The 25,356-nt window shown below is 62.9% G+C and carries 26 protein-coding genes; 16 read left to right on the top strand and 10 right to left on the bottom strand.

Annotation, left to right across the window (positions count from 1 at the left end):
* Window positions 1–31 precede the first annotated feature (31 nt).
* Entirely contained in the window at window positions 32–424 is a 393-nt protein-coding gene (locus tag JJ959_RS12215; RefSeq protein WP_292884011.1) for a hypothetical protein, read from the top strand.
* 16 nt (window positions 425–440) lie between these two features.
* Here the strand turns inward: JJ959_RS12215 and JJ959_RS12220 are convergent, their stop codons facing one another.
* From JJ959_RS12220 to JJ959_RS12230, 3 genes are all read right to left on the bottom strand, one after another.
* Window positions 441–2,486: a BTAD domain-containing putative transcriptional regulator gene (locus tag JJ959_RS12220; protein ID WP_292884013.1), complete on the bottom strand. Its 2,046-nt coding sequence runs from the start codon at window positions 2,484–2,486 to the stop codon at window positions 441–443.
* A gap of 20 nt (window positions 2,487–2,506) precedes the next feature.
* Window positions 2,507–3,877, bottom strand: coding sequence for a YcaO-like family protein (locus JJ959_RS12225; RefSeq protein WP_292884015.1), 1,371 nt, complete (start codon window positions 3,875–3,877; stop codon window positions 2,507–2,509).
* Between the two features lie 448 nt (window positions 3,878–4,325).
* Complete coding sequence (locus tag JJ959_RS12230; protein WP_292884017.1) at window positions 4,326–4,652, bottom strand: DUF1476 domain-containing protein; 327 nt, start codon at window positions 4,650–4,652, stop codon at window positions 4,326–4,328.
* 174 nt (window positions 4,653–4,826) lie between these two features.
* Here JJ959_RS12230 and JJ959_RS12235 point away from each other — a divergent pair, with 174 nt between their 5' ends.
* The 3 genes from JJ959_RS12235 (at window position 4,827) to JJ959_RS12245 (ending at window position 7,781) form a co-directional block, all read left to right on the top strand.
* The gene (locus tag JJ959_RS12235) at window positions 4,827–5,582 is read left to right on the top strand and encodes an NRDE family protein (protein ID WP_292884019.1); all 756 of its coding nucleotides are present in this window, start codon (window positions 4,827–4,829) and stop codon (window positions 5,580–5,582) included.
* Between the two features lie 4 nt (window positions 5,583–5,586).
* A complete protein-coding gene (locus JJ959_RS12240) occupies window positions 5,587–6,312 on the top strand; it encodes a TetR/AcrR family transcriptional regulator C-terminal domain-containing protein (RefSeq protein ID WP_292884020.1) in 726 nt (241 codons plus the stop codon).
* A gap of 86 nt (window positions 6,313–6,398) precedes the next feature.
* Window positions 6,399–7,781 (top strand): aspartate aminotransferase family protein, encoded by a 1,383-nt coding sequence (locus JJ959_RS12245; protein WP_292884022.1) that lies wholly within the window; start codon window positions 6,399–6,401, stop codon window positions 7,779–7,781.
* 56 nt (window positions 7,782–7,837) lie between these two features.
* On the opposite strand, the gene JJ959_RS12250 is transcribed toward JJ959_RS12245, so the two are convergent.
* Window positions 7,838–9,340 carry a PAS domain-containing methyl-accepting chemotaxis protein gene (locus JJ959_RS12250; protein ID WP_292884024.1) on the bottom strand — a complete coding sequence of 501 codons (1,503 nt, stop codon included), beginning with the start codon at window positions 9,338–9,340 and terminating at the stop codon, window positions 7,838–7,840.
* 405 nt (window positions 9,341–9,745) lie between these two features.
* Between JJ959_RS12250 and purC the strand changes: the two genes are divergently transcribed.
* Both purC and purS read left to right on the top strand, forming a co-directional pair.
* Window positions 9,746–10,510, top strand: a complete 765-nt coding sequence (gene purC, locus JJ959_RS12255; protein WP_292884026.1) for a phosphoribosylaminoimidazolesuccinocarboxamide synthase — start codon at window positions 9,746–9,748, stop codon at window positions 10,508–10,510.
* A gap of 41 nt (window positions 10,511–10,551) precedes the next feature.
* Window positions 10,552–10,794 (top strand): phosphoribosylformylglycinamidine synthase subunit PurS, encoded by a 243-nt coding sequence (purS, locus tag JJ959_RS12260; RefSeq protein WP_292884028.1) that lies wholly within the window; start codon window positions 10,552–10,554, stop codon window positions 10,792–10,794.
* A 7-nt stretch (window positions 10,795–10,801) separates the two neighbouring features.
* Here purS and JJ959_RS12265 read toward each other — a convergent pair whose 3' ends face one another.
* Window positions 10,802–12,178, bottom strand: a complete 1,377-nt coding sequence (locus JJ959_RS12265; protein ID WP_292884030.1) for a diguanylate cyclase — start codon at window positions 12,176–12,178, stop codon at window positions 10,802–10,804.
* A gap of 257 nt (window positions 12,179–12,435) precedes the next feature.
* On the opposite strand from JJ959_RS12265, the gene purQ reads away from it, so the two are divergent.
* Genes purQ through grxD form a run of 4 tightly spaced genes read left to right on the top strand, consistent with a single transcriptional unit; the run spans window position 12,436 to window position 16,006 of the window.
* Window positions 12,436–13,125 carry a phosphoribosylformylglycinamidine synthase subunit PurQ gene (gene purQ, locus JJ959_RS12270; RefSeq protein ID WP_292884032.1) on the top strand — a complete coding sequence of 230 codons (690 nt, stop codon included), beginning with the start codon at window positions 12,436–12,438 and terminating at the stop codon, window positions 13,123–13,125.
* Window positions 13,122–15,332 (top strand): phosphoribosylformylglycinamidine synthase subunit PurL, encoded by a 2,211-nt coding sequence (purL, locus tag JJ959_RS12275; protein WP_292884034.1) that lies wholly within the window; start codon window positions 13,122–13,124, stop codon window positions 15,330–15,332. Before purQ ends, purL begins: the two co-directional genes overlap by 4 nt.
* A 33-nt stretch (window positions 15,333–15,365) precedes the next feature.
* On the top strand, window positions 15,366–15,599 hold the full coding sequence (locus JJ959_RS12280; RefSeq protein ID WP_193181554.1) for a BolA family protein: 234 nt from the start codon (window positions 15,366–15,368) through the stop codon (window positions 15,597–15,599).
* 59 nt (window positions 15,600–15,658) lie between these two features.
* Window positions 15,659–16,006: a Grx4 family monothiol glutaredoxin gene (gene grxD / locus JJ959_RS12285; RefSeq protein WP_292884036.1), complete on the top strand. Its 348-nt coding sequence runs from the start codon at window positions 15,659–15,661 to the stop codon at window positions 16,004–16,006.
* A gap of 157 nt (window positions 16,007–16,163) precedes the next feature.
* Here the strand turns inward: grxD and JJ959_RS12290 are convergent, their stop codons facing one another.
* Window positions 16,164–16,544 carry a hypothetical protein gene (locus JJ959_RS12290; protein ID WP_292884038.1) on the bottom strand — a complete coding sequence of 127 codons (381 nt, stop codon included), beginning with the start codon at window positions 16,542–16,544 and terminating at the stop codon, window positions 16,164–16,166.
* 310 nt (window positions 16,545–16,854) lie between these two features.
* Window positions 16,855–17,433 (bottom strand): MarR family transcriptional regulator, encoded by a 579-nt coding sequence (locus JJ959_RS12295; RefSeq protein WP_292884040.1) that lies wholly within the window; start codon window positions 17,431–17,433, stop codon window positions 16,855–16,857.
* An 88-nt stretch (window positions 17,434–17,521) separates the two neighbouring features.
* On the opposite strand from JJ959_RS12295, the gene JJ959_RS12300 reads away from it, so the two are divergent.
* Together JJ959_RS12300 and JJ959_RS12305 are read left to right on the top strand one after the other, a co-directional pair.
* Window positions 17,522–17,836, top strand: coding sequence for a 2Fe-2S iron-sulfur cluster-binding protein (locus JJ959_RS12300; RefSeq protein WP_292884042.1), 315 nt, complete (start codon window positions 17,522–17,524; stop codon window positions 17,834–17,836).
* 19 nt (window positions 17,837–17,855) lie between these two features.
* The gene (locus JJ959_RS12305; protein ID WP_292884044.1) at window positions 17,856–19,031 is read left to right on the top strand and encodes a cytochrome P450; all 1,176 of its coding nucleotides are present in this window, start codon (window positions 17,856–17,858) and stop codon (window positions 19,029–19,031) included.
* A 51-nt stretch (window positions 19,032–19,082) separates the two neighbouring features.
* On the opposite strand, the gene JJ959_RS12310 is transcribed toward JJ959_RS12305, so the two are convergent.
* The gene (locus JJ959_RS12310; protein ID WP_292884046.1) at window positions 19,083–19,523 is read right to left on the bottom strand and encodes a hypothetical protein; all 441 of its coding nucleotides are present in this window, start codon (window positions 19,521–19,523) and stop codon (window positions 19,083–19,085) included.
* 66 nt (window positions 19,524–19,589) lie between these two features.
* Window positions 19,590–20,522 (bottom strand): EamA family transporter, encoded by a 933-nt coding sequence (locus JJ959_RS12315; protein WP_292884048.1) that lies wholly within the window; start codon window positions 20,520–20,522, stop codon window positions 19,590–19,592.
* 210 nt (window positions 20,523–20,732) lie between these two features.
* On the opposite strand from JJ959_RS12315, the gene JJ959_RS12320 reads away from it, so the two are divergent.
* Together JJ959_RS12320 and JJ959_RS12325 are read left to right on the top strand one after the other, a co-directional pair.
* Complete coding sequence (locus JJ959_RS12320; RefSeq protein WP_292884050.1) at window positions 20,733–22,142, top strand: FAD-linked oxidase C-terminal domain-containing protein; 1,410 nt, start codon at window positions 20,733–20,735, stop codon at window positions 22,140–22,142.
* 27 nt (window positions 22,143–22,169) lie between these two features.
* Complete coding sequence (locus JJ959_RS12325) at window positions 22,170–23,195, top strand: NAD(P)-dependent alcohol dehydrogenase (RefSeq protein ID WP_292884052.1); 1,026 nt, start codon at window positions 22,170–22,172, stop codon at window positions 23,193–23,195.
* Window positions 23,196–23,269: 74 nt separating this feature from the next.
* Here JJ959_RS12325 and JJ959_RS12330 read toward each other — a convergent pair whose 3' ends face one another.
* Entirely contained in the window at window positions 23,270–23,863 is a 594-nt protein-coding gene (locus tag JJ959_RS12330; RefSeq protein ID WP_292884054.1) for a HupE/UreJ family protein, read from the bottom strand.
* Window positions 23,864–23,959: 96 nt separating this feature from the next.
* Between JJ959_RS12330 and JJ959_RS12335 the strand changes: the two genes are divergently transcribed.
* Together JJ959_RS12335 and JJ959_RS12340 are read left to right on the top strand one after the other, a co-directional pair.
* A complete protein-coding gene (locus tag JJ959_RS12335; RefSeq protein WP_292884056.1) occupies window positions 23,960–24,463 on the top strand; it encodes a YbaK/EbsC family protein in 504 nt (167 codons plus the stop codon).
* A 79-nt stretch (window positions 24,464–24,542) separates the two neighbouring features.
* Window positions 24,543–25,304 carry a class II glutamine amidotransferase gene (locus JJ959_RS12340; protein WP_292884057.1) on the top strand — a complete coding sequence of 254 codons (762 nt, stop codon included), beginning with the start codon at window positions 24,543–24,545 and terminating at the stop codon, window positions 25,302–25,304.
* Window positions 25,305–25,356 lie beyond the last annotated feature (52 nt).

Raw genomic sequence — 25,356 nt, forward strand, 5'->3', positions numbered from 1 at the left:
AAAACAGGGACTCATAAACAAGGAGACAAAAATGACAGACGTATTGAACCGGTTCGGAATCGACGACGGCTATCACGCCAAGTTCGGGCAACTGATCAAAGACTGGGCGCGCGGGATCAAGCAGCCGCCGGCCGATCTGAAAGCCTTCAAGCAGCAGTTGGAAGACGAAGGCATCAAAGCGAATTACCCAACCGGCGCGAACGAACTCAAGACGCTGAATGTCTTCCGGGCCGATTCCTCACGCCTGGATATCCGGCTGCCGCCGACCGACTTCCTCGACGACTCCGAGAGTTTCATCGTGAAACACGGATACGTCATTCCGAAATTCTACCACGACGCGTTCGACTCCGAGCCGAACATCGACGATGTCATGGTCTTTCACGCCGCGCGCATCGGGGACTACACCCTCGCAAACTGCACCTGAACGGCCTGACGCCACTTCAATCCATGGGAAATCCTGCGCGTTCAAGACTGCGACGCAGGATTTCCCGATCCCTCGTCTTGCGGATCGGAAACAGCTGCAGAAGCCATTCGGTCATCTCGCTGTCACGCTTGATTTCACCACCTTGCCATCGCCGCCTGATGTTGGCCTGACAGCGCGCCGCCTCCTCCCGGGCTTCTTTCGCCCGGCCGAGCTGGACCAGGGATGCCGCCCGCCACGCACCGTTGTTGCAGAGAAAATCGCCAGCCAGCGTGGCCGCTTCCAGTGCCCCCTCGTAGTCCGCAAGGAAGAATTTCACGCCAGCAAGGTATCCCCAGTGGAGGGGGAGCGGTTCGACGCAGTTTGCCATACCTTCGGCGGCCAATTTCTCGGCGCGGATGTCGTCGCCGAGAAAGGCTAGTCCCTGAGCGACAGACAACAGGGTCCAGGGATCCAGGTCGTTCAATTCACGCGCAAGATCGAAATGCATTTCGGCCGGCTCGAACTGCTCGTCGAAAGCATAGGCCCAGGCAAGACAGAGATGGGTTCGCGAGTCCACCGGATCGAGTTTTGCCGCTGTCCAGGCGAGGCCAAGCGCGCTCGCCTGGTTCTCCCTTTTCCGGAACACGCCCGGATGAACGATGTGACGGGCGTTCTTCAATTGCACAAGGCTGCTGTAAGCGGGCGCGAAATCAGGCGCGCGCCGGATAACCTCTTCGAACAGATTGGAGGCGGCCTGCCAGTCGCCCGGATCGTATCGATTGATCAATGCCTGGCCCCGCAACCAGGTATCGTAGAGGTGGGTCGGAATGGCCGTGGACTCGAGGGGACGCAGCATCCGGCCGATGGAGAGGTGAACGTTGAGCGCGGCGGTCACGCTACGGACAATCCTCTGCTGCGACATGATCAGATCGTCTATCCCGAGCGTGAAACGGTCGCTCCAAACGTAGAACCCGGTATCCGTATCCTTGAGAGTGAGAACCACATTGGTTTCGTCCTGCTTGCCAAGGACGGATGCCTGAACCACGAAGCGCACATCCGGATTGGAACGGGCAAGCTGGGAGCTTTGCAGATCCAGGATGCGCCACTCCCGAAAGCGAACGAAGGAACCGATCAGGAAATGCCGGAACCCCATGAGCAGGTGGTGTTGTCCGGGATGCGCGCCTTCGAGCGAAAACGGTTCGACGGCAATGACCATGCGCGGTGCGTCGGGCGCGACCACCGCAGCAGTCGCGATCGGTGAAGGTTCCACCGGTCTTGCCTGCGGGGAGCCTTCCGACACCGTATCGAACTCGCCGCTCTTGATCCTGGCGACCAGCTCCTGGGTTTTTGCAGAGGGCTCCATTGCATAGTCTTCGTCGAGCACGTCCCAGAGAATCTTGTAGACTCTGAGGGCGCCGCCGATGTTGCCGGAGCTTGCCCGCGCCCACATCAGATAGCGCACGGATTCCTCGTGTGTCGGATCGAGATTGACGATCGCTTCGGCCGCCCGCACGCGCTCCGTCTCGCTGACCGCCTCGTCGGTCAGGATCTCCTCCAGCGAGCGGGAAAGGCGTTCGCGCAGACTTTCCCGGCGGGCCATGAGCCACATGCGGAAAGCCGGATCCAGATCATCAAGGTCGGACAGAAGCTTCCCGGGGAAATCGGCAACATCCAGCAGCTTCTGGTGTACCTTCTTGTTGTCCGCCGCCTCTATCACTTGCCAGACATCGACCAGCAAGGTTTCCTCATTCAGGGAAACCGTCAACTTGTCGATAAACAGGCCTTCGTAGCCGGATTCGTCGCAGGATCGCCTCAGCCAATGCAGCACCTGCCGCAAGGATGTGCGCGCATTTGCTTCCGGGGTCTCGCTCCAGAGCAGACCAACCAGACGCTCCCGGGATGACGTGCGACCCTCGCTGAGCGCCAGATAACCCAGCAATGCCAGGAGTTTACGCCGCTTCAGATCAAGTCGCTGGTTTCCGACAACCGCGGTTTGCTCCGCAACGAGGGATAGGTTGAGCGTTTTGCTGGGGGCGCGTATTGCGCCGCCATCTGTCGGGTCCATGATCTCTATTTCAGCCATGCCTCACCGCCCCGAATGCATCAGTGCAAGGGAAACAGGGGATCGTCGATGCCGGATTCGTCAAAACAGCGTTTCAAACGAGGGCTGACGACCTTGCTTGGATAGAGTTGCAGCTGCGGGACGATCATCCGAGCCACGGGAACACCGAAACGCTCGCGCGACAGATCGACCCGATAGACATTCGCTCCAATAGTTCCGAGACGCTGCACGATCCTCGGAAGAGTGAGCTCGGGTCCGGCATCGTCATCCGCAACCGGCATATACCGTGCCGGCACTCCGGCGGGATGAAGATGCTCGCACCCGTCTGCGCTCAGGACCGCCGCACGCTCCTTGTGCCGGAGGTCGACCGCGTTGAGGGCCTCCGCGCCGGACTGCGCTTCCTTCGCCCGTACAACATCGTAGGCCATTTCCATCTGGCACATTTCCCGGATGGCCGACTGGAGGGCGGCGGCGACGGAAGCGCGGCAGGCCGTACCGCAGGCAACGTGCGATCCGTCCCGGTCCACCGAAATCGACGCCATCACCGGAACGCCGACATCGGTTGTAATGTCGAGGAACCACGTGACCCGACCGAGCCTCTCTCCGCGGAGCGTTGCCAGGTAGAGCAAAGCGCTCCGAACCCCGGGTTCCTCGGCTGCGAGTGGACGCCCCCTGCGCCGCCCCCACCACCAGAGTGCGGCGGCGTCCCGTTCGATCAGCTCATAGAGACCGTGAAGCGCAGCCGCATCCAGCGTGTCGCCGGCACCGCACCCGGTTCCAAGCATGAAGGGAGGGCTTGCCGCGCCGGAACGCCTCAGGCTGCGGATGCACCGATCGAACGGGAGTGAAACCTCTGTGTCTGTAGCAAGATCAATTCCGCGGACCCTGTCGCCTCCACTCCAGTCAGGCACGCCGTCGGCCTCTGGGAACACGTCGACCAGAGGCTCTTCAACACCCGAACCGGCCAGGTCACCGTCTTGTTCGAACTGGGAGAGGAATTCGATGCCCTCACCAATGCAGGATTCAAATGCGCTTTTGAGATCGAGCCCCGACCCGGTCACACTGCCGGGGGCGTGCCCTGCAGTCGGATCCGGCCGGACTACGGCTCCCATCAGCACCAGTCCCGGCGCATGACGAGCGGAAAGCAGAAAAACGCGATCGAAACTTGTCGCCGCTTTCAGAAGTGCCCCCCGGTGTGCCTCTCTCTCGGGATCTCCACCCACATTTTCCCGGTAGCCAAGGGCATGCAGAAAGCCGTCCGCGGCACCGTCCGCCGGGTTCCGATCGGCAGTTTCGGAGGCAACGAACAGATCCGCGGCCCGCGCTAGTACGGCGGTGTCCAGATCCTGCAACATATGGTCAGAACTCCAGGCCAGCAAAGAACCGGAATGCGAACGGTGTGTTCCCGCCAAGACCTTGGCTATCTAAATGATCGGTCATGCTAATTCCCTCTCAAATGCCCCTAAGAGGGTACTCAGACTTCAGTTTGGTTAACAATTTTTAACCCTGAAATCATACAAATTTTTAAACATTTTACCACGATGCAAGAAAAATAGATGACGCAGGCCCGCGCGAAAGAGTCGGTTATGAAACCGGCAGACGCGTTTAGTCACCACTGGATATTCTAATGCTTTGGAATTCCGGAACGACTATTTGTCGATCGGTTGCGAACCTGTGGAGCATTGAACGGTTTGCACCGAATTCGATCCAAGTCGCGCTTTACGTCTTTGAGCAGCGGCTGCTGATGCATGACGGAAAAGGACGTGGGTGAACGACCGGGCGAAACGGGATCCGGAACGAAAAATAAAAACGGCGCCACAAGGCGCCGTTTTCGTATCCGTGGCTCGTTCGAGGCGAGGATCAGCCTTCGGTCTTGATCTGCTCCATTGCCACCGCGTTCAGTTCCTCGATCTTGTGGCGAATGCGATGTTCGGAAAGATCCGCACCGGTGCCCTCCAGGCTCTTCAGCACGAACTCGACGACATCGTCGACGCCCGGCTTTTCCATGTCGGCCGCGATGACTTCCTTGGCGTAGGCCTGCGCGTCCTCGCCGGTCTTGGAGAGGAACGTCTCCGCCACCCAGAGGCCAAGAAGCTTGTTGCGCCGGACAGAGGCCTTGAAGGCGAGTTCCCCGTCGAGCGCGAACTTCGCTTCTTCACCCTTCTGGCGTTTGTCGAAACCTGACATCGGTCGAATACTCCCTCGTCTCTATCCCGTCGCGGCCCGCCGCGTCTGCCGGACGTCGGCTTAGGGCCTCAAAATCGGCGGCAACCTATCAGGCCCAGCGCGATCTGTTAACTGGCAGATTGCCGCAAATCGTCCAGTTGTCAAAAAATGTTTCCGAAGCGTAGGGTCTCTCCCATGTGCACCCTGATTCTCCTGCGCCGCCCCGGCAATGCCTGGCCCGTTCTGATTGCCGCCAACCGCGACGAAATGCAGTCCCGGCCGTGGCTGCCTCCCGCGCGCCACTGGCCCGACCGTCCTGAAACCCTTGCCGGTCTCGACAAGCTGAGCGGCGGCTCCTGGCTCGGCCTGAACCACCACGGGGTCGTCGCCGGGATCCTCAACCGGCGCGGATCGCTCGGGCCCGCCGCGGGTAAGCGCAGCCGCGGCGAGATCGTCCTCGAAGCACTGGAGCATGCCGAGGCGCAAGAGGCGGCAAAAGCGCTCGCAGAGCTGGAAGGCAGCAGCTATCGAAGCTTCAACATGCTCGTCGCCGACGCGGAAAAAGCCTTCTGGCTGCGCAACGAGGGGCGCGAGGACGGAGAGATCGATGTCTTCGAGGTTCCGGAAGGACTCTCCGTCTTCACAGCGTACGACGTGAACGATCCGGAGAGCGCGCGCGTCCGCCGCGCCCTGCCCCGGTTCCGCATCGCCGCCGCGCCCGATCCGGAAAGCGGAGACTGGTCTGGCTGGGAAAAACTCCTCGCGGACCGCAGCCGCGGCGATGCGTCCGATTACGGTTCCGCGATCAACCTGGACAACGGCGAGGGTTTCGCGACGGTGTCTTCCTCGCTGATCGCCCTGCCGGCAGATCCGGGACGCAATCCGGTCTGGCGCTTTGCCGAAGGCCCTCCCGACCAACACCCCTACAATCCCGTCGATCTGGTGGACTGAGAAGATGGCGGCGGAGCGGAAAACCGGCAACAGCGGAGCTCTCGGACGAAAACGGAAGAGCACGCCCCTATCCAGCGAGACCATCGTGGCCGCCGCGATCGATCTGCTTGACCGCGAAGGCCTGGACAACTTCTCCATCCGCAACATCGCCAAGGCGCTGGGGGTCTATCCCACCGCACTCTACTGGCATGTGCCGAGCCGCCATCTCCTGATCGCCCGCGTGATCGCGGCCCTCTTCGCCGATGTCCTCCCGAAGGAAAACCCGGACTGGCGCGTCTGGCTGAAAGAGCTGTTCCGCCGCTACCGCGACATCGTACGCATGCATCCCAACGTCGCCCCCCTGGTCGGCGGACATCTCGTTTCGAGCGCCAGCGTCGATCTGAAGCTCGTCGAAGCCATCCTCTCGACACTTGCAGGCGCCGGGTTCGAAGGCGAGCGGCTGTTGGCCGCCTATAACAGCATCATCGCCGGAATGTGCGGCTATGCCACACAGGAGTTCGCGCACGTCTTTCCGGATCCGGAAGGTGAGCTCGAGACCTCTCTGACCGCCAGCGTCGAGGCCGCCGATCCGGCGCTCTATCCGACCTTGGCTGCAGAGCGGCGCCGGCTTCTGAACCGCGCCCTGATACTGCGCTGGCAGAACGGGAACCAGGCTTCTCTGGAAAGTGGATTCGAGATGTTTACGGACGCACTGATCGCCGGCCTCGAAATTCAGCTGGACCGTAGTTGAGCGAGCGCGAACAGCTATTGTACACCGTACAATAATATGATTTCTTCGACGCGTTTTCGGCCTCGAAATCGCAATGGGAGCGCAGGGTGGCAAACGAACAGAGCAAAGCGTCCGGATCATTCGGCGACCGCGGCGGTCCGGTCGACGTGTTTTACCTTCCCGACGGTGCGCCGCGGCGTCCGGTCGTCAGCCATGGCGACGGCGTCTGGCTCTGGGACACCGACGGCAACAAGTACATCGATGCCTGCTCCGGACCGGTGACCACCAATCTCGGCCATCGCAACATGCGGGTGGTCGAAGCCATGCGCGCGCAGGCGGAGAAAATCTGCTTCGCCGGCCGGCCGCATTTCGAGAACCAGCCGAACATCGATCTCGCCGACCTCGTGACGCGCCATGCCGGCCCCGGTTACGAGCGCGCCTTCTTCGTCTCCGGCGGATCGGAAGCGACGGAAGCGGCGATCAAGCTCGCCCGGCAATATGCCGTCTCCCGTGGCGAGCCCGACCGATGGAAGGTGCTCGGCCGGGATCCCGGATATCACGGTGCCTCGCTCGGCGCCGCCTCTGTCAGCGGCGACCCTGTCTCCGACTCGATCTTCGCCAAGGTCATGCAGGTGATGCCGAAGGTCCCGGCTCCCTTCGCCTACAGGCTGCCGGAAAATCACGATGCGGACAGCTATGCCCGGCACTGTGCCGCCGCGCTTGAAGCGACCATCGTCGCGGAAGGCCCGCAGACCGTTCTCGCCTTCATCATGGAGCCGGTCGGCGGCCTCGCCACGGGAGCGCTTGTCGCGCCCGATCATTACTACAAGACCGTCCGCGAAATATGCGACCGGCATGGCGTGCTGCTGATCTATGACGAGGTGATGTGCGGTGCCGGACGCACGGGAACCTTCCTCTGCGCCGAACACTGGCCCGACGCGAAGCCAGACATCATCACGCTCGCCAAGGGCATCGCCGCGGGCTACACGCCGCTCGGCATGGTTCTGGCCTCCGCCGCCATGGTCGATACCGTCGCCCGGTCCGGCGGCTTCATGCACGGCCACACCTATGCCGCCAATCCGCTGAGCTGCGCCGTCGGCCATGCGGTCGTGAGCGAGCTCATCGAGCGCGACCTGATGACGAACGCCGCGAGGATGGGGGAGCGACTGCGCACTCGACTGCGGGAGATTCAGACTGGAAGCCGCGTCCTCGGCGACGTCCGCGGCATGGGTCTGCTGAACGCCATAGAAATCGTCATGGACCGGGAGACGAAACAAATCCCTCCGGCCTCGATGATGGCGGTGTTCCGCCTTATCGAAATCGGAATGCAGAACGGGCTTTTGCTCTACTCGCGGCGGACGGCGAACGGGAAATACGGCGAATGGCTCATGGTGACGCCGCCGCTGATCGTAACGGAAGAGGAAGTCGACGAGATCGCGGAGCGGCTCGCCAAGACGCTCCACAGGTTCGAGAAAGAAATCGCCGCCTGATACGGCATCCCGGCACCGGGGCGGATCGTTTATCGCCCCGGTGCCGAATATGCGGATTACATTGCGCGGACCCGGGCCAGAAACTGCTCGACCTGCTGGTTAAGTTCACCAGCTTGCGACGAAAGAGATTGCGCGTAGTTCAGTACTGTCGTGGCGGATTCGCCGCTCTCATGGGTTGCCTGGGCGACGCCACTGATATTGACGGACACTTCCTGAGTCGCTGCAGACTGTTCCTCGACGGCACTTGAGATCGTCGTGCCGATCTCGTTCACCTGGGCAATGATCTTGGCGATTTCGCCAATCGAATCCGCCGTCGTCTGGGTCGAGTCCTGAATGCCTTTGACCTGCTGGGCGATCTCCTCCGTCGCCGTGGCGGTCTGGTTTGCCAGGTTCTTCACCTCAGAAGCGACGACAGCGAAGCCTTTTCCGGCCTCTCCTGCCCGAGCCGCTTCGATCGTCGCGTTCAGCGCCAGCAGGTTGGTCTGTTCCGCGATTTCGGCGATGATCTTCGTGATCTCTCCCACCTTCTGCGCCGCGCTCAGGAGTTCGGATACCATCTTCTCGGACTTGTCTGCCGCATCGACCGCGCTGCCGACGGCCCGGGTCGATTCAGCGATCTGCCGGGCGATCTCGTTCACCGACGCGGTCAGCTCCTCGGTCGCGGAAGACACTGTCGCGGACTGCTGGTTGGCCTGCTCGGCGTTGGCGGCCAGCGTCTGCGCCGTCATTTCGAGATCTCCGGAGGACGCCGCCACGCTCTCGACCGTACGCTTCACGCCCTGTTCGAAGGCATCGGCAAGCTCCGCATTCTCCTGCTTGCGCTTGGTCAGATCTGTCGCGAACTTGACGACCTTGAGAGGCTTGCCGTTGGGATCGAGGATCGGGTTGTAGGAGGCCTCGATCCAGACCTCCTTGCCGCCCTTGCCGATCCGCCTGTATTGACCGGCCGCGAATTCACCCGCCCGAAGCTTTTCCCAGAAACCCTTGTATTCCGCGCTCTGCGCATAGCCGGGCTCGGCAAACATGCTGTGATGCTTGCCGACGACTTCGTTCAGGCCATAGCCCATCGTCTTCAGGAAATTCTCGTTCGCAGTGATGATCGTTCCGTCCAGTTCGAATTCGATGACGGCCTGGGAACGCCGGATCGCCTCGATCTGACCGACCAGCAAGGCTTGCTGCTTGGTCTTTTCGGTAATGTCGGTCGCGAACTTGACGATCTTGTAGGGGCGGCCCGAACCGTTCGATATCGGATTGTACGATGCTTCGATCCAGACTTCCTTCCCGCCTTTCCCGATCCGCTTGTACTGCGCGGCCTTGTACTTCCCGGCGCGCAGATCTTCCCAGAACGCACGGTACTCGGCGCTGTCCTTGTAGCCCGGTTCCGCAAACATGCTGTGATGCTTGCCGACAATTTCCTTCAGACTGTATCCCATCGTCTTCAGGAAGTTCGCGTTGGCTGTAATGATCGTACCGTCCGGCTGGAACTCGATGATCGCTTGCGATTTGTCGAGCGCGTCAAGTTTCGCCGCGGCGTCGCCACGGCCGAACATAAAGGTCATATCCGGTCCCCAAGGTGTATTCTTCGTTATTAACCCTCCTTTACGCATGGCTTTGGCGTACAGATCACAAGCAGTCATAATTCAATATTCACACACTCAAATAATCTCCAAACGTACACTGGAAACTGAGAGTCCATCTATTATAAATAATTTTTATTTACTATATTTTAAATCAAAAGTAGCAAACGCAGCCAACAGGACCCTGCCGCGATTCAGCTGCAGTACCCAGAGGCTGTAGACTTCCCAGGCAGGTCGCTTCCGGGAACCCTGCCAGGCGATGGATTTCTTCCCCGATTGTCTTTGACGGACCTTATGTTTATATGGAGCGCGCATTTCCTGCCGCCGCGGCGGCGGGCGCTCCGCATCCCGGAAACCGACCGCCAGACCGATGAGGCGGGGAACCCCATGGCAAGACGCAGAAAACTCTACGAAGGCAAGGCCAAAGACCTTTACGAGGGGCCCGAGCCAGGCACGATCATTCAGTATTTCAAGGATGATGCGACCGCGTTCAACAACGAGAAGCACGGTGTGATCACCGGCAAGGGCGTGTTGAACAACCGGATCAGCGAATACCTGATGACGCGGCTTTCCGAAATCGGGATTCCGACGCATTTCGTGCGCCGCCTGAACATGCGCGAGCAGCTCGTGCGCGAGGTCGAGATCATCCCGGTCGAGGTCGTCGTCCGCAACGTCGCCGCCGGCTCCATCGCAAAGCGTTTCGGGATCGAGGAAGGCACCCTGCTGCCGCGCTCGATCATCGAGTACTATTACAAGTCCGACGAGCTCGGCGACCCGATGGTCGCGGAAGAGCACATCACCGCCTTCGGCTGGGCGACGACGCAGGACATCGACGACATCATCGCGCTGTCGCTGAGGGTCAACGATTTCCTGACCGGCCTTTTCGTGGGCGTCGGCCTCCGGCTCGTCGATCTCAAGCTCGAGTTCGGCCGTTACTATACCGAGGATACGCTGCAGATCGTGCTCGCGGACGAGATCAGCCCGGATAATTGCCGGCTCTGGGACACCAAGACCGACGAGAAATTGGACAAGGACCGTTTCCGCCGCGATCTCGGCGGTGTCCGCGAAGCCTACCAGGAAGTCGCGCGCCGGCTCGGCGTGCTGCCCGAAGCGGGTCCGATGGACCTCAAGGGCCCGAAAGCCATTCAGTAAGCCGCACGGCGGCACCGGAACGAAGCGAAATTGGTGAGAAGATGAAAGCCACGGTTCACGTCACCCTCAAGAACGGCGTCCTCGATCCCCAGGGCAAGGCCATCGAACATGCGCTCGGCGCGCTTGGCTTTGCCGGCGTCGACCAGGTCCGTCAGGGCAAGTTCCTGGAGCTCAAGCTCGATGAGACCGACAAGGAAAAGGCGCGCGCGCAGGTGACCGCCATGTGCGAGAAGCTGCTCGCCAACACCGTGATCGAGAATTACACTGTCGAGATCGAGGGTTGAAGACGCCTCAGGCGTCCAGTTCCTCGCTCATGACGTAGCGGTTCTTCCCGCTTTTCTTCGCCACATACATGGCCTTGTCGGCGCGTTTGATGACTGATTCAGGCGTGTCCGAAGCGCCGTTGAAGAAGGCAATGCCGACGCTTGCGCCGATCGTCGCGTTCCCTTCAGGGAACTCGAACCTTTCGGTGAAGCAGTTCAGCAGCCGGTCGGCGAGCGGCACCGCGGCTTCCCGGAAGCCCAATCCGCAAAGCACCACGAGGAATTCGTCGCCGCCGATCCGGGCGACCGTGTCGACTTCCCGGAAGCATGAACTCATGCGCCGTGCCGCCTCTTTCAGCACTACGTCTCCGGCATCGTGCCCGAATGTGTCGTTGACCACCTTGAAGCCGTCGAGATCGACATAGAACACGGCGGTCAGCGTTTGCTGCCGCTTGGCAAAGGCCGTCGCGAGCAGCAAGCGGTCCATGCAGAGACGCGACGTCGGCAATCCCGTGAGCCCGTCGTAATTGGCCAGTTCCGCCATCCTGCGTTCCGACTCGGACAGGCGGATTGCAAGCGATTCGAGCTCCGCCGCCTGGTCCGCCATCCGGTCCTCGCGATCGCGCAGTTCGAGAATCTGGATCTCGAGTTCCTCCCGGCTGCGGATCTGCTTGCGCTCGAGTTCGACCCGGTCGGTGATCTCGTAAACCCAGCCGAGCACGCAATCCTCGCCGTCATAGACGAACGGCCGGCACGACAGCAGAACCCAGAATGGCGTTCCGTCCTTCCGAACGAACTCGACCTCTCTGTTCTCCACGGCGCCGGTCTTGGTCATCTCCTGCATGAGGCGCTCACGAACCGACGGGTCCGCATAATGGGACGCGGCTTTGACGCCTACGAGTTCATCGACGCCGTAGCCACACATTTCCTGGATCTTGCGGTTTGAATAGCGCCGGCGCCCGTCCGATCCGACGATATTCACGCCGATCGGACTATGGTCGAGAATCTCGAGCACGCGTCGCTCGTGCTCGGCCCGCGCCTGTTCCGAGCGGGCGCGCTCCGTGACGTCGATAAAGGTCAGCAGGTAACCGGTTCCGGGAACCGCGCAACCCTGGACCTCCTGGATCGTGTCCCCTACCGGGATGCACAGCGCTCCCAACGCACGACCCGCCTCGACATGTTCGATGATTTCAGCGGCACAACCGATTCCGGATATCGTTCCGGCCAATGTCGGAACCGCAGGCGGCACGGCGTCGTCCGGAGCAAAAAGCTCTTTGAACTTGCGATTGGCGGCGACGACGGCGAGTTCCTCGTCGACCACCAAGATGCCTTGCCCGATGGCATCAAGGATCGATTCCAGAAGCGGGAAGCAATCGACGTCCCCGACTTCGACCTGATGCAACACCACGCCCCCCCGCCTTTCACCAGCGCCCCAACATACACTGGTATTAAAGCACATCATCTCGCCGGGCCGGATGCCGCGTCAATCTGCATCTGCAATTTCAGCCCGTTGTCCGCTTTGAGGTCCCAAACGGTCAGCGACGCAGGAAGCTTCCCCGATCGCCGTGATAGCAGCGTGAATCCGGCAACACCGCTTGCACTTGGCCGCCGCCTCCCGTACTTTCCGCCGCGCTGACCCAGCCCCAATCGAGAGGCCCCGCGTTGAAATCAGCCATCATCGTTTTTCCCGGCACCAACAGAGAGCGCGACATGGCTGTTGCGCTGCAACAGGCCAGCGGGAAAGCGCCGCACATGGTGTGGCACCGAGACACCGACATCCCCGATGTGGACCTGATCGTGGTCCCGGGCGGCTTTTCCTACGGCGACTATCTGCGGGCCGGCGCCATCGCCGCCCATTCGCCGGTCCTGAGAAGCCTGAAGGAAAAGGCCGACAAGGGCATCCCGGTCATGGGGGTCTGCAACGGCTTCCAGGTGCTGACGGAAACCGGGCTGCTGCCGGGTGTACTGATGCGCAATGCGGGCCTGAAGTTCATCTGCCGCAATGTCGGGCTGAAGGTCGAGACCAGCCAGTCGCTCTTCACCGGCGGCTACGAGGACGGTCAGGTGCTGTCCATCCCGGTCGCCCATCATGACGGCAATTACTTCGCCGACGAGAAGACCCTCGACGAGATCGAGCAGAACGGCCAGGTGGCCTTCCGCTATGTCGACGAGAACGGCGCGATGAACGCGGCCGGCAATCCGAACGGCTCCGCCCGCAACATCGCCGGCGTCTTCAACAAGGAAAAGACCGTGCTCGGCTTCATGCCGCACCCGGAAAACGCAATCGACAGCGCGGTCGGCGGCACAGACGGCCGCGGCCTCTTCGACGGACTGGTGAGGGCCCTTTCGTGAGTATTGCAAACGTCGCCATCACCCCGGAAATCGTAGCCGAGCACGGCCTGTCCGAGGACGAGTACGCCAGCATCCTGAAGATCCTCGGCCGCGAGCCGAACATGACGGAGCTCGGCGTCTTTTCCGCCATGTATTCCGAGCATTGCTCCTACAAGAGCTCGAAGAAGTGGCTTAAGACCCTGCCGACCGAGGCACCGCACGTGATCCAGGGGCCGGGCGAGAACGCGGGCGTGATCGATATCGGCGACGGCGAGGCCGCAGTCTTCAAGATCGAGAGCCACAACCACCCGAGCTTCATCGAGCCCTACCAGGGCGCGGCGACCGGCGTCGGCGGCATCCTGCGCGACGTCTTCACCATGGGCGCCCGCCCGATTGCGAACCTGAACGCGCTGCGCTTCGGCAGCCCGGACAACGCCAAGACCCGGCACCTCGTCGGTGGCGTGGTTGCGGGGATCGGCGGCTACGGGAACTGCATCGGCGTGCCGACGGTCGCGGGCGAAGTGAACTTCCATCCCGCCTATAACGGCAACATCCTGGTCAACGCGATGACCGTCGGCCTCGCGCCCGCTGACCGCATCTTCTACTCGGCCGCCGCCGGCGCCGGGAACCCGGTGATCTATGTCGGCGCCAAGACCGGGCGCGACGGCATCCACGGCGCGACAATGTCGTCCGCCGAGTTCAACGAGGATTCCGAGGAGAAGCGCCCGACCGTGCAGGTCGGCGATCCCTTCACCGAGAAGCTGCTGCTGGAGGCCTGCCTCGAGCTGATGGCGACCGACACGATCATCGCCATCCAGGACATGGGCGCGGCCGGCCTCACCTCCTCCTCCGTCGAGATGGCGGGCAAGGGCGGTCTCGGCATCGAGCTCGACCTCGCCAAGGTCCCGGCCCGCGAAGAGAACATGACGCCCTACGAGCTAATGCTCTCCGAAAGCCAGGAACGGATGCTCATCATCCTGAAGCCGGGCCCGGAAGCCGAAGCCGAGGCGCGGGCGATCTTCGACAAATGGGAACTGGATTTCGCCGTCATTGGCCACCTGACCACGACCGGCAATCTCGTGCTGAAGATGGGCGAGGAGACCGTCGGCGACATTCCGATCGCCCCGATGGTCGCGGAGTCCCCGGAATATGACCGTCCGTGGCAGCCGACCCCGGCCGCTCCGGTGCTCGATCCCGCCTCCGTTCCGGCCCCGGCGAGCCTGACCGGCGCGCTGAAGGACCTGATCGGCAGCCCGGACCTCTGCAGCCGGCGCTGGATCTGGGAACAGTACGACCACCTGATCATGGGCGACACCGCGATCCGCCCCGGCGGCGACGCGGCGCTGGTACGCGTGCGCGACAGCAAGAAGGGCCTGGCGATGTGCGTCGACTGCACGCCGCGCTACGTGAAGGCGGCGCCGGAGACAGGCGGGGCCCAGGCCGTCGCCGAGACCTGGCGCAACATCACGGCAACCGGCGCCAAGCCGCTTGCGATCACCAACAACATGAATTTCGGCAATCCGACCAAGCCGGAAATCATGGGCCAATTCGTCGGTTCCATTAACGGCATGAAGGCCGCCTGCCTCGCGCTCGACTACCCGGTCGTCTCCGGCAACGTCTCGCTCTACAACGAGACCGAGGGCAAGGCGATCCTGCCGACCCCGGTCATCGGCGGTGTCGGCGTCATCGCCGATATCGGGAAGCGCGCGACCGTCGCTTTCAAGGCGGCGGACGAGGCCATCGTCGTAATTGGCGAAACTAAGGGCTGGCTCGGCCAGTCGATCTATCTGCGCGAGATCCAGGGCCACGAGGAAGGCGCACCGCCGCCGGTCGATCTCGCGCTGGAAAAGAAGAACGGCGACTTCGTCCGCGGACTGATCGAGGGTGGCAAGGTCACCGCCTGTCACGATGTCTCCGACGGCGGCCTCGCCATTGCGCTCGCCGAGATGGCGCTGGGTGCGAAGGGACTCGGCGCAGCGGTCGAGCCGGCAGCCGATCTGCCCGCCCATGCCTGGGCCTTCGGCGAAGACCAGGCGCGTTATGTCGTGACGGCGAAGGATGCGGACGCGGTGCTGAACGCGGCCGCTGCGGCAGGCGTCTCCGCGACCGTCATCGGACGGACCACCGCAGACGGCGAATTGAAACTCGCCACCGGTGACTCCATATCCGTCTCGGTGCTACGGTCGGAGTTCGAGGCTTGGCTGCCGGATTACATGGCCGCCTCCTGAGACCGACAAGAAACGAAGCAGGGACAAAAACACATGGCAATGGAAGCCGGAGAGATCGAACGCCTCATCAAGGAGACGTTCCCCGATGCCCAGGTCACGATCGAGGATCTGCGCGGGGATGGCGATCATTATGCCTGCCATGTTCTCTCCTCCGCCTTTGAAGGCAAGACCCGTATCCAGCAGCACCAGATGGTCTACCAGGCCCTGCAGGGCCGCATGGGCACCGAGTTGCACGCCCTGGCACTGCAGACCGGCACGCCCGGCTGAACGGACTTTGCTATAATTATTTGACTGAACGGCACACGGACCTAGGAAAGGACCCCGCCATGCTCGACGACGCAACCCGCCAGCGTATCCAGAACGAAATCGACTCGACCGACGTGGTCCTGTTCATGAAGGGCACCCCGGTCTTCCCGCAATGCGGCTTCTCCGCCGCCGTGGTCGGCGTGCTCAGCCATGTTGGCGTGAAGTTCAAGGGCATCAACGTGCTTGAGGATCCGGCGATCCGCGAAGGGATCAAGGAATTCTCCAACTGGCCGACCATTCCGCAGCTCTATGTGAAGAACGAGTTCGTCGGCGGCTGCGACATCATCCGCGAAATGTACGAGACCGGCGAGCTGCTCGAGATGCTGAACACCAAGGGCATCGACGTGCAGATCGGCGCGGACGCGTAAAAAATACTCACGCCGTTATCCCGGCCGCAGAGCCGGGACCTTGTCGAACGCGGTGAGCGGCGGCAAAAGATCCCGGATCAAGTCCTGGATGACGATTAAACAGAAAAGGGCCGCTTCCGCGGCCCTTTTCTTTTGCTCGTCCGAAGGCGCTGCAACCTCACTTGGTCGCGTCGCAGGTATCCTGCAGCAGCACCTGATCGCCCTGGAGGACGCTCAGGGTGCGGTCGCTCTCCTGGAACCGCAGCGTCAGTACGGCGCCCTCGCCCGCTTCCCCGGTCACCTTGCTCTGCTTGAAATTGCAGAGGTAGCCAACGAGACCGAGTGCGACGGTCTCGATCTTGCCCTCGACCGGCGCCGAGGTCGCGCCCTTTTCGACCGAGACGACGTCGCCGTCCTCGCCGACCCCGACCTGGATGAAACTGACCAGTGCGGTCTCGTTGACGATGAGATTCTTGCGGACAGGCAGATCAGCGGCCTGGCCCGCCGCGCCGCCGACGAGGACGAGCGCCACAACACCTGGAACCACTTTCAGAAACATTCTCTTGCTCCCTTGCGCCCGCGGCGGCAGGTCGCACTCCGGCGACGGTCCGGCGGGACGCTTCATCAGCGTTCTTTTTCGGTAGAGATGCCGGCCGCAGGTTTCAGGATTCTTGTTTTGACTGCCTCTTGCAATCGGCAAGAGCGTATTCTACGATGGAAGACAAAAGAGCGATATTTATTTCTTGTTCCAAGAAAACACGAAAAAGAGAGAAAGTTTTCGTACTCCCTTAAATTTACAAAGAACCGTCATCCCGCCTGCAGAGCAGGGACCTCATCGAACGTCGAGCTTCTCGCAGGAAGGTCCCTGATCAGGACCGGGATGACGATTGGGGGGAGCCCCCCTCTTCCCGGTCCTCCCCATTCAGCGCGTCGAGATTGTCCAGGAAGCGCGCGAGGTAACCGTTCAGCCGTCCGACATCCTCTTCCGAGAAACCGTCCAGCAACTTCCTTTGGCGTTCCAGCGCGACATCCAGCACTTCGGCGTGGAGTGCATGGCCTTTCGCGGTCAGGTACCAGTCACGCCGCCGCGCGCTGTCGTCCGGTGCGGCGAGACCGTCCGCCTCGAGCCGCTTCAGGCAGCGGCTGACCGCGGCCTTGTCGATGCCGATGGTGCGCGCGGCATGGCTGACGCTGCTGCCCGGCTCGCGGGTCAGCATCACCAGCATGCGCCAGTCCATCGCGCCGATGCCAAACCGCTCCTGGTAATGCCGGGCCGCGCTGCGGGTGAAACGATTGGCGGCGAAGGTCAGCAGCACGGTCGGCGTACGGCGGAAGCTCAGCGTCTCCTGCGCCTCCCCGCCCGCTTCGTCTGCGATGGAAACGAGGAAAAGAGAGTCCGGGAGATCGTTGGTCTCGTCCGCCATCGCGCGCCTTTTGGTTCCCTGCATGAAGGCGCCAGCATCCCAGAGAGAGCCTGTTGACTCAACAACACAGCTCTGTTGACATGACAACAAAAGAAGAGACGAGGGATATGGAATGGAAACGATCTGCGTCACCTGGATCCTGCAGGACGGTTCGCGAAAGACGGCCGCTGTCGAGACCGGCGGCAATCTGATGGAGGCCGCCCTCGACAACGCGATCGACGGCATCGTCGGCCAGTGCGGCGGCAGCCTCGCCTGCGCCACCTGTCACGTCGTCATCGAAGAGGCGCCGGCAGCCCTCCCTGATATCTCCCCGGACGAGGACGACATGCTCGACATGGCCGAGCCGGAGCGCCTGCCCGGGAGCCGCCTTTCCTGCCAGCTCCTAGCGGTGCCGGAGCTCGACGGCATCGTGCTGCGCGTGCCCTGAGCCCGGAGGGAGAGCGCCCATGTCCACTGCCCCGGTCTACGAGATCGATCCGAAAACCTTCTGGCAGGATCCCTATCCCGATCTGAAGCGCATGCGCGCCGAGGCGCCGATCGCCTATGTGCCGCAGCTCGGCGCCACCCTGCTCACCCGACGGGACGACATCTTCGAGAACGAGAAGAAGGTCGAGATCTTCTCCTCCGACCAGCCCCAGGGCCTGATGACCGTTCTGATGGGCCAGAACCTGATGCGCAAGGATGGCGCCGCGCCCATGGCCGAGCGCAAGGCGATCTTCCCCTCGGTCTCGCCGAAGACGGTGAAGTCGGTCTGGAAGGCGCAGTTCGAGGAGAAGACCGCGGAGGCGCTTGAGGAACTCCGTCCGCTCGGGACGGCCGACATGGTGAAGGATGTAGCCAAGCGGGTCTCCGGCGAGGCGCTGAAGGCGATCACCGGCCTCACCAACATGAGTTGGCAGGAGATGGACCGGGTCAGCCAGGGCATGATCGACGGCTGCGCCAACTATGCGGGCGACCCCGAAGTGGAGGCGCGCTGCCACGACTGCACCGGCTCCATCGACCGCCATATCGACGGCATGATGCCGCTGCTCCGGGAGGCGCCGGACAGCTCCATGCTCTCGGTGCAGATGCAGGCCGGCCTGCCCGAAGAGGCCGTCCGCGCGAATATCAAGCTCACCATCTCCGGCGGCCAGAACGAGCCGCGCGACGTGATCGCCGGCCTGGTCTGGACCATGCTGACCCATCCGGAGCAGCTCGCCCTCGTCCGCGACGGCAAGGCGACCTGGCTGCAGGCCTTCGAGGAATATGCCCGCTGGATCTCCCCCATCGGCATGTCGCCGCGCCGGGTCGCGCAACGCTACGAGGCGAAGGGCGTCACCTTCGAGCCTGAGGACCGGGTGTTCCTGATGTTCGGCTCCGGCAACCGGGACGAAGCCGTGTTCGAGGACCCGGAACGCTTCGACATCGCCCGCGACACCTCGCACTCCATCGCCTTCGGCGCCGGCCCGCATTTCTGCGCCGGCGCCTGGGCCTCGCGCTGCCTGATCGCCGAGGTCGCCCTGCCGATGATCTTCGAGAGATTACCGGGTCTCGCGCTCGCCGGCGAGGTTCCGTTCGGCGGCTGGGCCTTCCGGGGTCCGCTGGAGATGCCGGTGACTTGGGACGCGGCGGGCATATCGTAAACTCGCAGCGCCCTCAAAGAACACCGGCCTGTTACTAGCGACTCGCTGATACTAGTCCGTTAAGGCCTCATTGATTTTTTCCAGATCAATGAACTCTGCAAATCCCTGAAGGCTCTTCTGCACGTGCGGATGGGCGACTAGTTCCTCACCCGCAATTTGCCCCAAAATGGCGAAGCTGGCTTTCCAGCTTTCTTGCCCATCGTGCTTTCTGGCTTCGCGAAATTCTTCGACGCAACGGTCAGAAATCAACTCTGTAATCAGGCTAGCCGTCTTTCTATTTGATATTTCAACGACCGAATCCGGCTGTTTCGGGAGTTCGTTCAGAGCCGGGTGATCGCGCATTGTAAGAAACATCCACAACACCAGATCCGCACGTTCACTCTTCAGAGTAGAGACGACGAGGCAACGGGCAGCCTTGTCGGTATATGCACCAGCCGACGCCTGCGACGGTATCCCGAACAATAACAATGCAATAATTGTTAAACGCCACATTTCCTCATGCCTCTGCTAAGTGCGCGATTGAAACAAGGGGATCTTAGCATCCGGAGCTATCGCCACTCATGAAATCTCCCGGGCGGCCGTGATCTTTCGAAACACCCGTCCATCGATCGCCAGCAAGCCGGTCGCGATCAGGGCCATGCCGACGAGATGCATCGCGGAGAGGCTCTCGTTCAGGAACAGCACGCCGAGCAGGATGGCGCTCACCGGCACCAGCAGGGTCACCAGCAGCAGGTTCATCGCCCCCGCCCGCTTGAGCAGCTCGAAATAGAGAATATAAGCAAAGGACGTGCAGAGCAGCGCCAGCCCGGCAAGCGAGGCGATGGTCCCGGTCGAGGGCATCGGCAGGGTCCAGGGCCGGTCGACGAGGATGACCGCCGGGATCAGCAGCAGGGTCGAGGCCGTCACCTGTCCCGTGGCGGTCTGCACGGGCTCGATGCCCATCCCCTTGAAGCGCCGCCCGAAGACGCCTCCGAAAGCGTAGCTGAGCGCGGCGCCGAGGAGAGCGATCTGGCCGAGCAGGGTGCCTTCGATACCACCCGAAAGGTCCTCGCCCACCATCAAAGCGACACCGGCGAAACCGAAGGCAACGCCGAGCACGCGGAGCGGTTTGATCCGCTCGTCGTCGGTCATGAAATGCGCGACCAGGACGCCGAAGATCGGCGTCGCGGCGAGGAAGATCGAGGCAAGACCGCTGGCAATCCGGGTCTGACCGAAGACGATCAGCGAGAACGGCACCGCGTTGTTAAGGAAGCCCATGATCAGGAATGCCCGGAGCGCTTTCCAGTCCGTCGGCATACGGAGTCCGAAGAGCGGCAGCGCCATCTGCATGACCAGCGCGGCGAGGCCGACCCGGACGAGCACGATGGTCAGCGGCGGAACGTCCGCGACGGCGACGCCGACGAAGAAGAAGGAGCCGCCCCAGACCGCGGAAAGCAGGATAAGGATCCCCCATTCCACCGGCCCCATCGTCAGGTTCACTCTTGCATTCATGCCGTTCAGGTCTTTCCGGTCGAGAGATCGCACCCGTGCGGGAGAGTTCTATCCCGCCGCGCCGTCCGCCGCCGCCGCGAAACGGGCAGCGAACCTCTGCCTACACGAGACGAATGCGGCAAGAACTCCGTTTCTTGCGCGGCATTGCGCCCGCGCCTATTCCGCGATTGAGCGCACCCGGGAGCACGGATAGTCTGGCCGGAAAATCAGATGGGAGAAAACGCCATGCAGGCCCGTATCGAGGCTTCGGAGATCGCACCGGTTCTGGAGCAGCTCCGCGCACGCTTCGGCGACCGCTTTTCCACCGCGCCCGCCGTCCTGGCGCGGCACGGCCAGGACGAAAGCTATCACACGCCGATGCCCCCGGACGGTGTCGTCTTCACGAACAGCACCGAGGAAGTGGCTGAAGTGGTCCGGCTCTGCGCCGCGCATCATGTGCCGGTCATCCCCTTCGGCACCGGCACCTCGCTCGAGGGTCATATCGGCGCGCTGTCCGGCGGGATCTGCATCGATCTCTCCAACATGAACAAGATCCTCGAGGTGAATGCAGAGGATCTCGATTGCCGGGTGCAGGCCGGCGTCACCCGCAAGCAGCTCAACACCCATCTGCGCGATCAGGGCCTCTTTTTCCCGATCGATCCGGGCGCCGACGCCTCGATCGGCGGGATGGCGGCGACCCGTGCCTCCGGTACCAACGCGGTGCGCTACGGAACGATGCGGGAGAACGTGCTCTCGCTGACCGTCGTCACCGCCGCGGGCGAGATCATCCGCACCGCGCAGCGCGCCCGGAAAAGCTCGGCGGGCTACGACCTGACCCGCCTCTTCGTCGGCTCCGAGGGTACGCTCGGCGTCATCACCGAGGTGGCGCTGAAGCTCTACGGCATTCCCGAGGCGACCTCGGCCGCGGTCTGCCAGTTCGGCGATCTCGAAAGCGCAATCAACACCGTGATCCTGACCATCCAGTCCGGCATTCCGATGGCGCGGATCGAGCTGCTGAACGACAGCCAGATGGAAGCCTGCATCCGCTTCTCCGGCCTTGAGGGCTACGAGAAGAAACCGACGCTGTTCTTCGAATTCCACGGCAGCGAGACCGGCGTGAAGGAACAGGCGGAAGCCGTCGAGGCGATCGCCGGCGAGTTTGGCGGCAGCGCCTTCCAGTGGGCCGAGAAGGCCGAGGACCGCAACAAGCTCTGGGAAGCGCGGCATAACGTGCATTACGCGATCAAGTCCATGCGGCCGGACTGCGAGGTGATGGCGACCGACATCTGCGTGCCGATCTCACGCCTCGCCGAAGCCATCCTGGAGGCGGAGAAGGACCTCGCCGCGACCGGGCTCAAGGCCGGCATCGTCGGCCATGTGGGCGACGGCAACTTCCATGTCGGCTATTGCATCGATCCGAAGAACAAGGCCGAGGTCGAGGCCGCCAAGGGTCACAACGAACGCATGGTGATGCGCGCCATCGCGGCCGGCGGTACCTGCACCGGCGAGCACGGCGTCGGCCAGGGCAAGATCCGCTACATGGAGGCGGAACACGGGGCCGCACTCGGCGCCATGAAGGCAATCAAGCAGGCGCTCGATCCGCAGAACATCATGAACCCGGGCAAGATCCTGCCCGCCTGATCCTCGTCACCGATACGGAACGCTCCCATGCCCCATCCGACCGGCAGCATGAAGGCCGTCGAGGCCTCCTCCTTCTCCATCGACAGTCTCGCGGTCGTCGAACGTCCGATCCCGGCGCCGAAGCGCGGCGAGATCCTGATCCGGGTGAAGGCGGTCACGCTGAACTACCGCGACCTCGCGGTGCTCTCCGGCTCCTACATGCCGACCCTGCCGATGCCCTACGTCCCCTGCTCCGACTGCTGCGGCGAGGTGCTCGCGCTCGGCGAGGACGTGACCGCGTTCAAGGAAGGCGACCGGGTCGTGCCCTGCTACATCCAGGGCTGGCGCGACGGGCGGGTGACGCAGCAGCAGCGCACGAAGCAGACCCTCGGGGGCCCTCTGCCCGGCGTGCTCCGCGAATATGTCGCGATCCCGGCGGACGAAGCGATCCACGCCCCAGCCGGCCTCAGCGATGCCGAGGCGGCAACCCTGCCGATCGCCGGGCTGACCGCCTGGACCTGCCTCGAACAGGGCGGGCTCAAATGCGGCGATCGGGTGCTGGTCCAGGGCACCGGCGGCGTGGCGCTCTTCGCCCTGCAGCTCGCCAAAGCGGCGGGCGCAGAGGTCGTCGCCCTCACCTCGACGGCCGAGAAAGCCGATCTCCTGCGCAAGCTCGGTGCCGATCACGTGGTGAACTACCGCGAGACATCGGAATGGGGCGCGGCGGTGAAAGCGGCGACCGGCGGGCACGGCGCCGACATCGTCGTCGAGACCACCGGCAGCACCCTCGACCAGTCCTTCGCCGCCGTCGCCTTCGGCGGCTTCATCGGCGTGATCGGTTTCGTCGGCGGCAATACCGTGCCGCTCAACGTGCTGCAGCTGATCGGCCCGAATGTCCGCATGGAGGGCGTTGTCGTCGGCTCACAGGCAGGGCTGCGCAACCTCGCGCGGGCAATGGAGCTGCACAAGATCAAGCCGGTGCTCGACAAGACCTTCCCGATCGAGGAGGCGGCCAACGCCTTCCGGCACATGAAGCAGGCGGGCCATATCGGGAAGATCGTCGTCACGCCGTGACCCGGAAACCTCCGGAATCAAAAAGGCCGCCATCCGGACCGGACGGCGGCCTTTTGTATTCAAGGAGCCTGCAATCAGGCCATCAGCATGCCGACGCCGATCGCGGCGGTCAGGCCGCCGATGCCGCGGGTAACCGCGAGGGCGAGTGTCGCGCGCTCGGCAAAGAGCTTCTGCAGGCCGAGGCCCGCACCGAGACCGGCGACATGCAGCAGCGCGGTCGCGGCGACGAAGCCGGCACCGTAGGTCAGCGCGCTGGCGGCACCGATTTCCGCGCCATGGGCATGGCCGTGGAACAGCGCAAAGGCGCCCACGACAGCCGCGCAGGCACCGGCTGGCAGCCGAACGGCCGCGGCGACCAGCAGGCCGAGAGCGACGACGGAGGCCAGGATCGCAGGCTCGACGAAGGGCAGCGCAACGCCGGAAAGTGCCAGCACGAAACCGACGGCCATGCAGCCGACAAAGGCGAGCGGCACGCCGGCCAGCGCCCGGCCGCCAATCTGGAAGGCCCAGATGCCGACGGCGATCATGGCGAGGACGTGGTCGATGCCAAGGAACGGATGGGACATACCGGCCGCGAAGGAGCCATGCTCGGCGGGATTGATATGGGCGAAGGAGGTGGAGGTGCCCGCAACAAGCATTGCGGCGCCGAGGGCGAAGGCTCTAAGCATGAAATGATCCTTTGTCGAAGTCGATCCGGCGCCCCGGGATGGGTCGCGCTGTATTATCGTTGCACAGCAGCATTTCTTAACCAAGAGGCCTGTTCCATGACCGACACCCTTCCGGAGATCCGCGCCATTCTCGAAGCCTCTCCCTACGCGTTCGAGGTGATGGACTGCGATCCGGAACTTGCCGACACGGCGGTCTTCTGCGCGCGCTACGGCAAGGCGCCTGAAGACTCGGCGAATACGATCCTGATCCGCTCCAAGACCGGCGAACTGAAATTCGCCGCCTGCGTCGTGCTCGCGACCCACCGGCTGGACGTGAACAAGGTCGCGCGCAAGAAACTCGGCGCACGAAAGGTCTCCTTCGCGAGTGCGGAAGAGACGCGGGAGCTGACCGGCATGGAAATCGGCGGCGTGACCGCGCTCGGACTGCCGACAGACCTGCCGCTCTGGATCGATGCCGACGTGATGGCCCGCAAGGAGATCATCCTCGGCGGCGGCAATCGTTCCTCGAAGCTGATCGTCGACCCGAAACTGCTGCTCGACCAGCCGCTCTCCGAAGTGGTCGAGGGCCTTGCCAACCCGATCGAAATTTCTGCGAGTTAACCGAAAGAAAACGTTTCCTCCGGCATGCTCCGGGTGGCAATTGATCGCCTTCGCATGCCTGACGGAGCCAAGCAGTTCCATGTGCCGTGTCGCCGCCTATCTCGGCGCGGATGTCGCGCTTGAGGACATCATCATCAGACCCCGCCACTCGCTCCTGCAGCAGAGCCAGGCGGCTACCGAGGCCAAACTCGCCGTCCAGGGTGACGGTTTCGGCATCGCCTGGTACGCCGCTGACCAACGGCCGGGTCTCTACCGCGACGTGCTGCCCGCCTGGTCGGACGGCAATCTCACCAGCCTCTGCCGGATGATCGCCTCGCGGCTCTTCCTCGCCCATGTGCGCGCCTCGACGGTCGGCGAGACCGCACGCACCAACTGCCATCCCTTCGCCCACGGGCGCTGGTGCTTCATGCATAACGGCGAGATTGCGGATTTCACGCGCATCCGCCGCGAACTCGAGGCGCTGCTGCCGGACACGCTCTACCTCTCCCGGCGCGGCACCACAGACTCCGAGCTCTTCTTCCTGCTCGCCCTCGCCGAGGGACTGGACGAGGATCCGCCGGAAGCGATCCGCCGCACCATCGCCCGGATCGAGCAGGTCCAGGGCAAGGTCGCTCATCCGAACCGGCTGACCTGCGTCTTCAGCAACGGCAGCGAGATCTGGGGCTTCCGCCGTTCCAGCGACGGGCTGAGCCCGACCCTCTATGTCTCGGAAAGCTTCGCCACCGGCGGCCTCACCCTTGCCTCAGAGCCGCTCGACGAACGCGGCGCCCACTGGTGCAGTGTCCCCGAGGGCGAAATCGTGCAGCTCTCCGCGCATGGGATATCGGCGGCAAAGCTCTGAGTTTATCAACAGACAGGTCGTCATTCCCATGCACGTGGGAATGACGACATTT

The organism is Nisaea sp., assembly GCF_017640745.1.
In the GTDB taxonomy this organism is placed as follows: Bacteria; Pseudomonadota; Alphaproteobacteria; order Thalassobaculales; family Thalassobaculaceae; genus Nisaea.